This window comes from Bacillus sp. MHSD_36 (assembly GCF_030757775.1).
Taxonomy (GTDB): domain Bacteria; phylum Bacillota; class Bacilli; order Bacillales; family Bacillaceae_G; genus Bacillus_A.
Genome location: NZ_JAVBIS010000003.1, coordinates 646,844 through 661,405 on the forward strand (window position 1 = coordinate 646,844; position 14,562 = coordinate 661,405).

Genomic DNA, 14,562 nt, shown 5'->3' on the forward strand with positions numbered 1-14,562 from the left:
TTCTATTAAACTGATTTCAATAAAGAATAAAAATTCGTGTCATAAGGGATATCATCTTGATACATATAATTTTTTAGAACACCTTCTTTTTCAAATCCTAATTTTAATAGCACCTTATTGGAAGCTTCATTTTCAAGAAAGACAATTGCTCCGATCCGTTTTAAATGAAGTGTGTGGAAACCGTATGATATAACTTCAGAAACAGCTTCAGTCGCATATCCTTTTCCCCAGTGTTCAGGGAGAAAGGCATAACTTAAATTGGCCCGTTTATGTTCAGAAGACCAATCGTGAAAACCGATGGTACCAATGAGTTCTTTCTTGTTTTTTAATTCAATTCCCCACTTTATACCGCTTCTTGCATTGTAACTCAGTTTAAAGTTATGAATGACTTGTTTCACTTGATCAATATCTTGTAATGGTTTTTGGCCATAATAGCGCAGTACGTCAGTATTAGAGAAGCATTGTAGTATACTCAGTGCATCTTCTTCGGTAAGTTCTCGTAAAATGAGTCGTTCAGTTTTCAATATAGGAAACATACTTTCACTCCATTTCTTTTGAAACTAGAATGTGTTGTTATTATATAATCTAGTCTGAAAATAAAGATTATTCAAGAGGGAAGTATGGTTTTCATTTATGATAAAATTGATTGTGGAATATATTTCAAAAGGAGGTTTGTATATGGAGAAAAACTCAATTTTAATTGTAGATGATGATCAAGATATTGTTCGATTTGTTAATGCGAATTTAATGCAAGAAGGTTTTAAAGTTTTAAGTGCTCATAACGGAGAAGAGGCTTTAAAAATCATAAATAATAACAGTATTCAACTTGCTATTTTGGATATTATGATGCCACAAATGGATGGGATAGAATTGTGCAGAAGGATTAGAGAGAAACATAGTTTACCAATTATGTTTTTAAGCGCAAAATCATCGGATGTAGATAAAGTAATTGGATTTAGTACTGGGGCAGATGATTATATTGTGAAGCCGTTTAGTACAATTGAATTTATAGCGAGAGTGAAAGCTCAATTAAGAAGGTATACATATTTCAATCAAAATGCTGTCCAAGTAATAGAAAAGAAAATAAACATTAGAGGTTTAGAAATAGATGAAGTGTCGAGAACAGTAATGCTATATGGAGAAACAATCAATCTTACGAAAACTGAATATGATATTTTGTACTTAATGGCGGCTGCGAAGAATCGTGTGTTTACTATTGAAGAAATATATGAAAGCGTTTGGAAAGAAAGAGCCTATGAAAGTAATAATACAGTAATGGTTCATATTGCGAGATTGAGAAATAAAATTGAAGAGAATCCAAAAGAACCGAAGTTTATTCAAAATGTTTGGGGAGTCGGATATAAAATTGAAGATTAAATCATTACAGGGCATTAGAGCTAAGTTTTTTATCGCATTCATATGTAGCATCTTATTAGCAACTGTAAGTATAATAGCGTTTCAAATTGTAATTGGAAATATATATAGTCATGTTACTGCGTTAGAAGAAAAATATTCACTTTTATATGTAATAGCTTTTTTAATTATTACTACAATATACTTTGCATTCATGACAAAAACAATGATGAAAAGGTTATCTGAAATTAACAAGAGTGTGAAGGAAATAAGTAGTGGTAATTTGGAAATACATATACCTATTTCAAAAAATGACGAGATTGGTGAATTAGCAGCGAATGTTAATAGAATGGCTAAAAGTTTAAAAGAGTCTATCGAAAATGAAAAAAAATCGCAGGAAATGAAAACTGAAATGATTAGTAATATTTCTCATGACTTACGAACACCTGTAACATCTCTAATCGGTTACGCGGACCTGTTAGGAAATCAGCTTCATACAAATAGTGAAGAATGTGAACAGTATGTAAGTATATTAAAGCGAAAAAGTTATGAATTAAAAAATCAAGTAGATGATTTATTAGATTATTGTCAAATAAATTATAGGGAGATTGAATTACATAAAAGTGTAGTAAATATGAAAGCGTTCACTGAACAAATCATGATTGATTTTGTGCCACAACTAGATGATGCTGATATGAGCTTTCGTATTAAAGCTGATAACGAGTTACATGTGGAAATGGATGTGGCGCTTATGGTGAGGCTGTTCGAAAATGTAATTAGTAATAGTATTATGTACGGGAAAGACGGAAAACAGATTTTAATTCAAGTTTCTAAAAGAGACATGAATGTTGAAATAGAAATTAAAAATTTTGGACAATGCATTCCGAATGAGGATCTTCCTTACGTTTTTGAGAAGTTTTATCGTGGTGAAAAATCACGTAGCTCTCATACGGGTGGCAAAGGAATGGGACTTGCAATTGCGAGAAGTATAGCAGAGCTTCATAAAGGGGATATCACTGTGCGCAGTAACGAGAAAGAAACTGTTTTCATCATCGTTTTACCGCATTATAAAGAATTGTAAGAAAGTCGTAAGTATTTCTTTTATATGTCGTAATTTTCACTTCGTATCATGTAGAACAAAGATATGAGAGTGAGGATACAATATGTGGAAGAAGTATGCATTAGTAATTTTAGTTGCGTTTTTAATTATAAGTTGGAGTGTAGTTTATTTAGCTAAAGGTGTTATATCAGTCATTTTTTGGTGGAGTATACAAGCCTTTAGCATAGTATCATTCTTTATTTTGATAGGGGTAACATTACTATTTGTGTGGAAAGGCATTTTCAGACAGCGAATAGATAGAGAGCTACTCTTCATCGTTCTTTTCTCTATAATTGGAGCTTGGCCCTTAGGGTGGTTTGCTAACATAGGGGGACTTGCTTACCCAGCAGATGTACAATCTATGAGTCCTAAAGCAGTCGTTCGTTTTCCTTTGAATGAACGAGCATTAATAGGTTGGGGCGGTGATCGGTTAGAAACAAACTATCACGTCATAAAACCAAATGAAAGGTGGGCATATGATATTCTCATTCCGCCTGCTGAAGTGAAAAGTCGTAAGTTAGGAGATTATGGAATATATGGAGCGAAAGTAATGGCACCAGCTTCTGGAACAGTTGTATCCATCAATAATGACGAAAAAGATGTAGTTCCGGGAGAGGATGATTTTCAATCAATGGCGGGTAATCATATTTATTTACGACTAGATGAATCAGAGACATATTTAATTCTTGCCCATTTAAAGCAAGGATCAATTAAAGTTAAAGAAGGACAACATGTAAATGAAGGAGAATTTCTTGCTCAGGTCGGTAACTCAGGAAGTTCAAGTGAGCCGCATTTACATATTCATCATCAAAGGCAGAATCCATCCAAGGTAAGCATATTTCTTTCGGAAGGATTACCACTTTACTTTCGAACTGAGAAAGGTGTGATAATGCCGGAAAAAGGTACATACATAAGAGGTAATGAAAAAAGGTATTCCAGTTCTATTGGAATACCTTTTCTCATTACCCTACAAATGTTTGATACAGTAAGAAAATATTTAAAATGATAACAAGTGCAGCAATAATCCAAGCGATAAAAGTTGTTATGCGGTGATTAACAAGTGCACCCATAATTTTTTTACTGCTTGTAAACATAATAAGTGGTACTAATGCAAAAGCAATACCGAATGATAAGACGACTTGGCTCATGACTAGAGCGTAAGTTGGATTTACACCTAAAGCGATAATAACTAATGGCGGAATCATTGTAATAAAGCGGCGTAAATATAACGGAATATGCATTCGAATAAAACCTTGCATAATAATATCACCTGACATTGTACCGACAGAAGAGCTAGATAGTCCTGCTGATAAGAGTCCAATTCCAAATAAAGCAGCTGATACAGGGCCGACTAACGTACTGAACTGGTTAAAAGCAACATCGAGATCTTCGACATGTAAGCCGTTTTTAAAGAATAGTGCAGCAGCAACAATTAACATACTTGCATTAATTGCTCCGGCGATAATCATTGCGATAATAATATCGATAAATTCGAAACGGAAAATCTTTTTCTTTTGTTCGTCAGTTGTTCCGACCACGCGGCGTTGTGTCAATGCAGAATGTAAATAGATTGCATGTGGCATAACTGTTGCACCTAATATCCCTGCTGCAAGTAATATACTGTCTACACCTTGGAATTTCGGAATAAATAATCCTGAAAGTAGAGGACTTAATTCTGGTTTTGCATAAAAAACTTGAATCCCAAATGCTATTACTACAATAAAAATCATCCCTGTAATAATAGCTTCTAGTGGGCGAAACCCTCTGCGTTGAAACTCAAGAATAATAAATGATCCGACTGCTGTAATTAAAGCAGCTGGCAACATAGGAATTCCAAATAATAAATACAATCCGAGTGCTGCGCCGATAAATTCAGCTAAATCTGTAGCCATAATAACCAGTTCACCTTGTATCCATAAGCCGATAGACACAGGCTTTGGAAAGTGTTCGCGAGCTATTTCAGGTAAATTATTTCCTGTAGCAATTCCTAACTTTGCTGATAAAGTTTGAATTAATACGGCCATTAAGTTAGACGCGAATATAACCCATAATAGTAAATATCCATATTGTGAACCAGCTGCGATATTTGTGGCAAAGTTACCAGGGTCAATATAAGCTACGGATGCGATAAAAGCGGGTCCTAAAAACGGCAACAGTCTTTTCCAGCCTTTTGTTTCACCACTTAAAGCTAAGTGTGCTGATTGAACAGTTGTACTTTGAGAAGGGACTTGTTCCTCTTTTGATATATCTTTATTCATAGTCGTTTTCCCCTTTAAAATGTTAACATGATGAAATTATTGTAAGTATTCTTGCTGCTTATTTCAATACATTTAAATGTATTAGATGATATTTTTATCCCGCTTTAATGGGCAGTAAGACCCCGACCTCAAAATTCAGGGAAAGCAAAGAAGTTAGGTGGGGGGCGGGCTGCCCATAAAAGTCCGATTGGTGAGGGCTAATAATCAGTGGGGGATGAAGAAAACCCCCACTGATTAAAGTTTCACTTTATTTGAACATAAATGTTTCCTTAGTGCAAATTATATGCCTTTATACAATGAATGGTGTGACGTTATAAAAAAAATTGGGAGTTTATGGTGTGAAGACGTGGGGAAACATAATGAATTAAAGGGCTATTTTTGAAATTTATGTGAACATAAAGCGGATAATACAGCATATTAATTGATGGAATTGCATTTGTATGATATATAATATATTGGGATTGCAACATAACCATAGTGTTATGGTGTGTAATCTTGTTTTTTATTTTTGTTAACTGATAGAAAATAGTATAAAGAGAAGAAAATGGGATTCATTTTCTTATTATATATGTTTTGATATGAACGTTAACTTATACATGATTTTAAAAATTAGATAGGTGGTAGAAATACATTGGCAACTACAAAACCATATAGAGTATTACTATATTACATGTACACAACAATTGAAAACCCAGAAGAATTCGCGGCAGAGCATCTAGCATTTTGTAATTCACTTGAATTAAAAGGTAGAATTCTTGTAGCAAAAGAAGGTATTAACGGAACTTGTTCTGGTACTGTAGAACAAACAGAGAAATACATGGAAGCTATGAACAACGATCCACGTTTTGATGGTATCGTATTTAAAATAGATGAAGCTGATGGTCATGCATTCAAGAAAATGCACGTGCGTCCTCGTCCAGAATTAGTTACACTTCGTCTAGAAGATGACATTAACCCACACGAAATCACTGGTAAGTATTTAGAGCCAAAAGATTTTTATGAAGCAATGAAACAAGAAGATACAGTTATTATTGATGCACGAAATGATTATGAATTTGATTTAGGTCATTTCAAAGGTGCGATTAAACCGGATATCGAATCATTCCGTGAATTACCAGATTGGATTCGCGAAAATAAAGAAGTACTTGAAGGCAAAAAGATTTTAACGTATTGTACAGGCGGAATTCGTTGTGAGAAGTTTTCTGGTTGGTTAGTTCGTGAAGGTTACGAAGATGTAAGTCAGCTTCACGGCGGTATTGTAACGTACGGAAAAGATCCAGAAGTACAAGGTGAGCTTTGGGATGGACAATGCTACGTGTTTGATGAGCGTATCGCTGTACCAGTAAACCAAAAAGAACATGTTATCGTTGGTAAAGACCACTTTACAGGTGAACCTTGTGAGCGCTATGTAAACTGTTCAAATCCAGAATGTAACAAGAAAATTTTATGTTCTGAAGAAAACGAAGCGAAATATTTACGTGCATGTTCTCATGAATGTCGTGTAAGCCCTCGTAACCGCTACGTAATACAACATGAATTAACAGAAGAACAAGTAGCTGCTGCATTAGAAAAAATCGAAGCGGGAAAGTAAGTTTTTATAAAAAAGTACTCCACATTTTATTTTGGAGTACTTTTTTTGTTAACTTTTTTCGGTAAGTCGATATATTGCCGATAAAAATTTCGTTTACTAAAACGTGTACCATGTATTTTAAATTTGAGAATAACCTTCTTTACTTCTTATCATCTTTCTCTTTCACAGCAGAAAGTACAGTTTGTTTTACCCATGCTTTTCTTCGTTTATGTTGTAAGCCCCATTGGTATAAACTTTGTGCACCTAAAATAAGTGAAATGACGATGCCGCTAATCGCTATTAAAAGCGCGAAAAATTCAAGTGGCGACGATATTTTGTTTGAATCGGTGTTTCTTAACAAATCAATCATAGTAAAACCTAACATTTGGCCTACTACAGAGTAGAGCGTTAAAATTAATAGTAAAAGGCTATCTTTTTTTGAAGCGACATTTTCTTGATATTTAAACAAACTATCAAGATTTTGTTTTGCATTCGAGTATAGTACTTCAATGTTAAAAAGCTTTCTTAATCGAAAGAAAATATCTTCACTCTGTGATTGAGATACTAACTCTAAAGAAAAGTAATTTGCTGTAAACGAATTGATTGAATAAATTAATTGCTCTATTTCATTAGTATCTTGTTCAATATTTAACTCGGCATAAGCGTTTGCCATTTTTAATAAAACCACTTTATGAAATAGATTTAATAACAAAGCGTAATAAAACTCCCCATACATTTGACTCGCAAGTTTAGCGATTGCTTGCTCACCTTCATTTGTTATACATGTAAAAATGTGTTCTTCCATAATAAAGTAGCGATTAGGGGCCCATCTTTGATAAGAATGTTTTGCTAAATAATCTTGAATATAAGGAACATTATTTGCACTAATATAGGGCTTACCATCGTCTGTTAATCCGGAAAGACTGGAAGCTCGGTATACATCAACTACATGAAGGTTCGACTCTTTGTTTATAGATAATAAAGTTTGTACATACATTCGTTGATCTTCAAAGAATGGGAATGTTTGAAAGTAAGAGCTCCGCAATCTCTTTTTTTCAAAGAAGTCGGTTACACCATGAAATAAATCGCCGAATATAAGCTTCTCTACTTGTGAATATTTTTTTCCATTACATTCAATACAAATAGTCTCGTTTGTATCATTTTTAGTTTCAAGTACACGGAAGCGGGCGGCGAATTCAATTGCTTCTGATAATGTCATGTTTGGAGCGGTTTCTACTTCCGTCCGAATGGTTAAGAAGCCAAGCTCATAAGGACAAAGTGTTACGTCAATAGAATGAATCTTAAATGGAACGGAAATAAGACTTGTTGTTAAATGTCCAGTTAAGTTAAGGTCTTTAGAATAGCGCTGCAATCCTTTTTGATGTTCTGAGTGAGGAAAGAGTATTTTATTTGTAAATGAAAGATAATAAGCTTCCATATTCTGATGTGAAACTTGAAACTTTCCGTAGTATGTACTTTCATTTTCAAGATGATCGAGTCGAAAAGGGCGAAAGTCATTTTTCTGTAAGAAGGGGAACATATTTTGTTCATATCCAGTTTTAAAAGAAAACGGGAATATAAATTGAAATATAGCTGTTGTTACATCCTTTTCCTCGATTGTTTGTATTGCCTCCATTTACATTGTTTCCTTTCCATATATGCTATAAAAACAACATGCCCAAATTTATTTGAAAATAACCACTGTTTTACACTCGATTAAGTATGAAAATTCAGCTTATTTAGCAGGGGACATGTATAATGTTATGTATACTGAATGTTATAAAATTGTATTTTGAAAAGGGGGATGTTGTATGCGTATTTTAGTATTAGGAGCGGGTGGCGTCGGAGGCTTTTTTGGAGGTCGTTTAGTAGAAAAGAGAGAAGATGTTACGTTTCTTGTTCGTAGTAAACGAAAAAAACAATTGGAGGAAGGAGGACTTGTAATCCGAAGTGTTAACGGGGATTTTTCTTTCCAACCGAAATTAATAACGAAAGAAGATCAACCCTCTTCATTTGATGTCATTTTATTTTCAACAAAAGCGTATCACTTAAACGATGCAATCCAAGATTTGAAGCCGTTTGTAGGTGAGAATACTGTCATCATTCCATTATTAAATGGTATCGCTCATGTATCACTATTACAAAAAGAATTTGGTGAAGAGAAAGTGATTGGCGGTTTATGCTTTATCGAGACGACGTTAAATGATCAAGGGGAAATTGTACAAACGAGTGCTGCCAACAGACTTGTGTTTGGCGAAATACAGCTTCAAGGTTCAGAGAGAATAAAGCATATTGCTAAAGCATTTACAGGTACGAAATCTAGTTTTGTTTTAAGTGAAAACATTATGCAAGATATGTGGCATAAATATTTATTTATTACTGTAATGTCGGGTGTGACGACATTAATGCGGGCACCGATAGGACCGATTCGTGAAAGCGAAGGTGGACGCGATTTTATCCAAAACTTATTTGAAGAATGTGTGCAAATTATGAGATATATAGGAGCGCCAATTAAAGATAATATTGCCCAAGAACATATGAAAACAATTGATAAAATTTCGTATAATATGAAGTCATCGATGCAGCGTGATATGGAAAAAGGTTCGTTCATTGAAGGCGAGCACTTACAAGGATACTTACTAAATGTAGCAAAACAATTTTCTATAGAAGCACCGTTATTGGGTGTGGTATATCAAAATTTAAAGGTGTATGAAGAAATGACCTTTAACGGATCAGCAATAGAATTGGATGTATGAAAAAATAAAAAAGAAAGCAATATATAAGTATATTGCTTTCTTTTTTATGACAACTTATTTATTTCTTTTCATTCTATCTGTCAAATTTATTTCCTGTTCACGTTTACCGTATAATTGATTAATTTCATTTGCTAATGCATCTAAATAGGAATCGGAAAAAATAGGCTTCTTTTCTTTAGACATGTGAGTCTCCTTTATCAATTTTTAGTATTCATTATGTATATTTATCAGCGAATTATCCGCAATCATTTTAATTTTTTCTTTTTCAAAATTTTTGTTTACATTTTGAAAATAAAGGAGTATTATAATCCACAGTTTCAATTTTCTAAATCGCTGAAACCGCATGGTACGGGGGACCCGTTCTTATGGATTAATTCTTAATCCAGTGGGGTGAATCCTTGAAAAAGGTAGGGCTACTCATAGGCCCGAATCCGACAGCTAACCTCGTAAGCGTTATATTGAGAAGGAAGGTGGAGCTTGTGCGACAAAAAAAATAATGTCTACAAGTCTATTTCGCTATGGCTTGTAGACATTTTTTGTTTTCTGAAGAAATAGTTTGCTGGCTGTAACAAGCAGCATCGTTCGTACAAAATTATTGGAGAGTGGACAGCAGTGGTTTCATCTATTAAAAGATTTTTAATTGGAAGACCGTTAAAATCAACTGAGCTAGGAGAGCAAAAGCTTAATAAAACGAAGGCGTTAGCTATTTTATCTTCTGACGCATTGTCATCGGTTGCATACGGACCAGAGCAAATTTTAATTGCTTTAGCAGGTGTTGGAGCGATTGCTTATTGGTATTCCATTCCGATAGCTGTTGGGGTATTAGTGTTATTGACAGCCCTTATTTTATCTTATCGTCAAATTATTTTCGCTTATCCGCATGGCGGAGGCGCGTATGTTGTATCAAAAGAAAATTTAGGAATGAATCCAGGGCTAATAGCTGGAGGATCTTTATTAGTCGATTATATTTTAACTGTTGCAGTAAGTGTATCTGCAGGTACAGATGCGATTACGTCTGCTTTTCCGAGCTTACATGCACATAAAGTAATTATTGCAGTTATATTTGTTATATTGATTACGATATTAAATTTAAGAGGTGTAACGGAATCAGCTTCCGTTTTAGCATATCCAGTTTATTTATTCGTTTTAGCACTATTCATATTAATTGGGGTAGGGATTTATAATATTTTAACTGGTCACGTGTCGCAGGCCTTACACACGCCGATTGGAACACCAGTTGCGGGAATTAGTTTGTTCTTACTGTTACGAGCATTTGCATCAGGTAGTTCTGCTTTAACAGGTGTTGAAGCAATTTCAAACGCAATTCCAAACTTTAAAGATCCCGCACCAAACAATGCGGCGAGAACATTGCTTGCAATGGGTGCATTACTTGCAGTTTTATTTTCAGGAATTGTTTTCTTAGCTTATTATTACGGAATTACTCCAAGTAAAGAAGTAACAGTTGTTTCACAAATTGCTGAACAAACTTTTGGACGTAATTTTATGTACTATTTCATACAAGGTACAACTGCTTTAATATTAATTCTTGCTGCTAACACAGGTTATTCTGCATTTCCGTTATTAGCAGTTAACCTTGCAAAAGACAAATTCATACCGAGAATGTTTACGATTAGAGGAGATCGCCTAGGTTACTCAAACGGTATTATTATACTGGGAATTGCTTCGATTATTTTAATTGTAGCTTTCCAAGGGCAAACAGAACATTTAATTCCGTTATATGCAGTAGGTGTATTTATTCCGTTTACCCTTTCTCAAACTGGTATGGTATTAAAATGGCTTCGTGAAAAACCTGAAGGATGGATTTTACGATTATCGATTAATTTGATTGGTGCAGTTATTAGTTTTATCGTAATGAGTATGTTCTTTTTAACTAAATTTGCACAAGTATGGTCGATTCTTATTTTCTTACCTGTTATTATCTTCTTGTTCCACCGAATTAAGAAGCATTATGATGCGGTAGGAGACCAACTAAGTTTAAAAACTTGTGAGCCACTTGTTCCGATTAAGGGAAATGTAATTGTCGTTCCGGTAGCTGGTATGACTCATGTAGTAGAAAATTCATTGAATTATGCTAAGGCTCTTTCTGCCGATCAAGTTATCGCTGTATATGTTGCTTTTGACAGAGAAGAGGAGAAGAAATTCGAAGAGAAATGGAAGAAGTGGCAACCGGAAGTTAGGCTTGTTACATTACATTCTCATTATAGAAGTATTATTCAGCCGCTAACAAAGTTTATTGATACAGTGCAATATAAAGCGAGTGAATCAAATTATCGAGTTACGGTCGTTATACCACAGTTCATACCGAAGAAAGGTTGGCATAACATTCTTCATAACCAGTCTAGTTTACTCATTCGTGCGTATTTACTCTATAAAAGAAATGTTGTTATTACGACAGTTCCATATCATTTGAAAAAGTAAGAAGGTTTTTTAAGGATAGCTTCATGAAAGTGAAGCTATCCTTTTTGTGTATACGCTATGCATAATTGCATATGAGCACAAAAGATATATTGATATAATTTTTGTGTTTATGAATAAGTAGGGGTTTTTGTTGTGATATATGGATATTTCAATTGAAATAGTGTAGCGGATTATATTTTGAAATAAAGACATGAAATCTTGAAAATAAAGGGAATGAAAATACTTCTTTACGTTATATAAATAGCTGTGGTTAAATGACCTTACAGTACAAAACTTATATGAAAACAAAACGAAATTTCATATTTTCCTACGTGGATTAGTCTAAAATGAATAGTATTTTTGTGTAATGTATTCACTGTATGAATGTTGGAAATGAGCTAGAATAGAAAATTTATGCAATGTTATTCATACTAAGCACATGTGAAATGTTTTATAACAATAAGTAAGTGCTGTAGCAATAAAAGTTGGGAGAGATGGTTCGTACATGGATCGCGGTGAGAACGTTCTCTATTTTAACCATCTCAAATTATATGCAAGAAAATAGAATAATAAAATGCGATAGTAATAGTTGCTAATACATAGGAGGAGTTAAAGTGAAAAAGACTTTAATTACAGGGTTATTGGTTACAGCAGTATCTACGAGTTGCTTCATTCCTGTAAGCGCTTACGCCAAGGAGGGGCAAACAGAGGTGAAAGCAGTATATGCACAAAATGTAATTGCTCCAAATACATTATCCAATTCAATTAGAATGTTAGGATCACAGTCACCGCTTATACAAGCATACGGATTAGTTATTTTACAACAGCCAGACATTAAGGTGAATGCGATGAGTAGTTTGACGAATCATCAAAAGTTTGCGAAGGCAAATGTAAGAGAGTGGATTGATGAATATAATCCGAAGCTAATCGACTTAAATCAAGAGATGATGAGATATAGTACTAGATTTAATAGCTATTATAGTAAGCTTTATGAACTAGCAGGAAACGTAAATGAAGATGAGCAGGCAAAAGCAGATTTTACAAATGCATATGGAAAATTACAACTGCAAGTACAAAACATCCAAGAGAGTATGGAGCGGGATTTATTAGAGTTAAATCGATTTAAAACGGTATTAGACAAAGATAGTAGCAACTTATCAATTAAAGCTGATGAAGCAATAAAAACACTACAAGGATCAAGTGGAGATATTGTGAAGTTAAGGGAAGATATTAAAAGAATTCAAGGGGAAATTCAAGCTGAACTAACTACTATTTTGAATAGACCTCAAGAAATTATTAAAGGTTCTATTAATATCGGTAAACAAGTATTTACAATTACAAATCAAACTTCGCAAACGAAAACAATTGATTTTGTTTCTATCGGTACTTTAAGTAATGAAATTGTAAATGCTGCAGATAGTCAAACGAGGGAAGCGGCTCTTCGCATTCAGCAAAAGCAAAAAGAGCTACTACCACTTATTCAAAAGTTATCACAAACTGAAGCAGAAGCGACACAAATTACATTTGTTGAAGATCAAGTAAGTAGCTTTACAGAACTAATCGATCGTCAAATTACAACTTTAGAAACGTTATTAACAGATTGGAAAGTTCTAAACAATAATATGATCCAAATTCAAAAGAATGTTGAAGAAGGCACATATACAGATAGTAGTTTACTTCAAAAACATTTCAATCAAATTAAAAAAGTAAGTGATGAAATGAATAAGCAAACAAATCAATTTGAAGATTACGTTACAAACGTTGAAGTACATTAAAAATAAGTAACGATATAGGGAGAGAAGAAAAATGACAAAAAAACCTTATAAAGTAATGGCTCTATCAGCACTTATGGCAGTATTTACAGCAGGAAACATTATGCCAGTCCATACGTATGCAGCTGAAAGTACAGTGAAGCAAGCTCCAGTTCATGCGGTAGCAAAAGCTTATAATGACTATGAGGAATACTCATTAGGACCAGAAGGCCTAAAAGATGCAATGGAAAGAACAGGTTCAAACGCTTTAGTAATGGATCTGTACGCTTTAACAATTATTAAACAAGGGAATGTTAACTTTGGAAATGTATCGTCTGTTGATGCGGCTTTAAAAGGGAAAGTGATTCAGCACCAGGATACAGCTAGGGGAAATGCGAAGCAATGGCTAGATGTATTGAAGCCACAGCTTATTTCAACGAATCAAAATATCATTAATTACAATACGAAATTCCAAAACTATTACGATACTTTAGTTGCTGCGGTAGATGCAAAAGATAAAGCGACTCTTACGAAAGGTTTAACTAGATTATCAAGTAGTATTAATGAAAATAAAGCGCAAGTAGATCAGTTAGTAGATGACTTGAAGAAATTCCGAAATAAAATGACGTCCGATACGCAAAACTTCAAGGGAGACGCAAATCAAATTACATCTATTTTAGCTAGTCAAGATGCAGGAATCCCGCTTCTGCAAAATCAAATTACAACGTACAATGAAGCAATTAGTAAATATAATGCAATTATTATCGGTTCATCAGTTGCGACAGCTTTAGGGCCAATTGCCATTATTGGTGGTGCAGTAGTTATTGCTACAGGTGCAGGAACGCCGCTAGGAGTCGCATTAATTGCAGGTGGTGCAGCAGCTGTAGGCGGTGGTACAGCTGGTATCGTATTAGCGAAGAAAGAGCTTGATAATGCACAAGCTGAAATTCAAAAAATAACAGGACAAGTTACAACTGCTCAATTAGAAGTAGCTGGGTTAACGAACATTAAAACACAAACTGAGTATTTAACAAATACAATTGATACTGCAATTACAGCGTTGCAAAACATTTCAAACCAATGGTACACAATGGGATCAAAATACAATTCTTTACTTCAAAATGTAGATTCAATTAGCCCGAATGACCTTGTTTTCATTAAAGAAGATTTAAACATTGCGAAAGATAGCTGGAAAAACATTAAAGACTATGCAGAAAAGATTTATGCGGAAGATATTAAAGTGGTAGATACGAAAAAAGCTTAATCAAATACGAATCGCTAGAGCGTTACGTATTGATGAAAGGTTTGAAGCTCCTGTTCAGTTGTGAGCAGGAGCTTTTGATATCCTTATATAGAG

Annotated in this window: 12 protein-coding genes and 1 riboswitch; of the genes, 8 read left to right on the top strand and 4 right to left on the bottom strand. The window is 34.2% G+C overall.

The window, feature by feature from the left end:
• Positions 1–5 precede the first annotated feature (5 nt).
• Positions 6–536 (bottom strand): GNAT family N-acetyltransferase, encoded by a 531-nt coding sequence (locus tag Q9B79_RS16535; RefSeq protein ID WP_306185943.1) that lies wholly within the window; start codon positions 534–536, stop codon positions 6–8.
• Between the two features lie 142 nt (positions 537–678).
• Between Q9B79_RS16535 and Q9B79_RS16540 the strand changes: the two genes are divergently transcribed.
• The 3 genes from Q9B79_RS16540 to Q9B79_RS16550 all read left to right on the top strand — a co-directional run bounded on the left by Q9B79_RS16540 (position 679) and on the right by Q9B79_RS16550 (position 3,458).
• Positions 679–1,377 carry a response regulator transcription factor gene (locus tag Q9B79_RS16540; protein ID WP_306185945.1) on the top strand — a complete coding sequence of 233 codons (699 nt, stop codon included), beginning with the start codon at positions 679–681 and terminating at the stop codon, positions 1,375–1,377.
• Positions 1,367–2,434 carry a sensor histidine kinase gene (locus tag Q9B79_RS16545; protein WP_306185947.1) on the top strand — a complete coding sequence of 356 codons (1,068 nt, stop codon included), beginning with the start codon at positions 1,367–1,369 and terminating at the stop codon, positions 2,432–2,434. The genes Q9B79_RS16540 and Q9B79_RS16545 overlap by 11 nt, the downstream gene beginning before the upstream one ends.
• A gap of 82 nt (positions 2,435–2,516) precedes the next feature.
• Positions 2,517–3,458 carry a M23 family metallopeptidase gene (locus tag Q9B79_RS16550; RefSeq protein WP_306185949.1) on the top strand — a complete coding sequence of 314 codons (942 nt, stop codon included), beginning with the start codon at positions 2,517–2,519 and terminating at the stop codon, positions 3,456–3,458.
• On the opposite strand, the gene Q9B79_RS16555 is transcribed toward Q9B79_RS16550, so the two are convergent.
• Complete coding sequence (locus Q9B79_RS16555; RefSeq protein WP_306185951.1) at positions 3,415–4,710, bottom strand: Nramp family divalent metal transporter; 1,296 nt, start codon at positions 4,708–4,710, stop codon at positions 3,415–3,417. The two genes, Q9B79_RS16550 and Q9B79_RS16555, sit on opposite strands and share 44 nt — an antisense overlap.
• A 631-nt stretch (positions 4,711–5,341) precedes the next feature.
• Here Q9B79_RS16555 and trhO point away from each other — a divergent pair.
• A complete protein-coding gene (trhO, locus tag Q9B79_RS16560) occupies positions 5,342–6,301 on the top strand; it encodes an oxygen-dependent tRNA uridine(34) hydroxylase TrhO (protein ID WP_000246213.1) in 960 nt (319 codons plus the stop codon).
• A 139-nt stretch (positions 6,302–6,440) separates the two neighbouring features.
• On the opposite strand, the gene Q9B79_RS16565 is transcribed toward trhO, so the two are convergent.
• Complete coding sequence (locus Q9B79_RS16565; protein ID WP_306185954.1) at positions 6,441–7,916, bottom strand: hypothetical protein; 1,476 nt, start codon at positions 7,914–7,916, stop codon at positions 6,441–6,443.
• 175 nt (positions 7,917–8,091) lie between these two features.
• On the opposite strand from Q9B79_RS16565, the gene panE reads away from it, so the two are divergent.
• Entirely contained in the window at positions 8,092–9,036 is a 945-nt protein-coding gene (panE, locus tag Q9B79_RS16570) for a 2-dehydropantoate 2-reductase (protein ID WP_306185955.1), read from the top strand.
• Between the two features lie 54 nt (positions 9,037–9,090).
• Here panE and Q9B79_RS16575 read toward each other — a convergent pair whose 3' ends face one another.
• Positions 9,091–9,219 (bottom strand): hypothetical protein, encoded by a 129-nt coding sequence (locus Q9B79_RS16575; protein ID WP_257143545.1) that lies wholly within the window; start codon positions 9,217–9,219, stop codon positions 9,091–9,093.
• A gap of 138 nt (positions 9,220–9,357) precedes the next feature.
• Positions 9,358–9,504, top strand: a riboswitch (cyclic di-AMP (ydaO/yuaA leader).
• 144 nt (positions 9,505–9,648) lie between these two features.
• On the opposite strand from Q9B79_RS16575, the gene Q9B79_RS16580 reads away from it, so the two are divergent.
• The 3 genes from Q9B79_RS16580 (at position 9,649) to nheB (ending at position 14,469) form a co-directional block, all read left to right on the top strand.
• Positions 9,649–11,475 (top strand): APC family permease, encoded by a 1,827-nt coding sequence (locus tag Q9B79_RS16580; protein WP_306185958.1) that lies wholly within the window; start codon positions 9,649–9,651, stop codon positions 11,473–11,475.
• 593 nt (positions 11,476–12,068) lie between these two features.
• Positions 12,069–13,229 (top strand): non-hemolytic enterotoxin NHE subunit A, encoded by a 1,161-nt coding sequence (gene nheA, locus Q9B79_RS16585; protein WP_306185960.1) that lies wholly within the window; start codon positions 12,069–12,071, stop codon positions 13,227–13,229.
• A gap of 31 nt (positions 13,230–13,260) precedes the next feature.
• Positions 13,261–14,469, top strand: coding sequence for a non-hemolytic enterotoxin NHE subunit B (gene nheB, locus Q9B79_RS16590; RefSeq protein ID WP_306185962.1), 1,209 nt, complete (start codon positions 13,261–13,263; stop codon positions 14,467–14,469).
• The last annotated feature ends 93 nt before the right edge of the window (positions 14,470–14,562 follow it).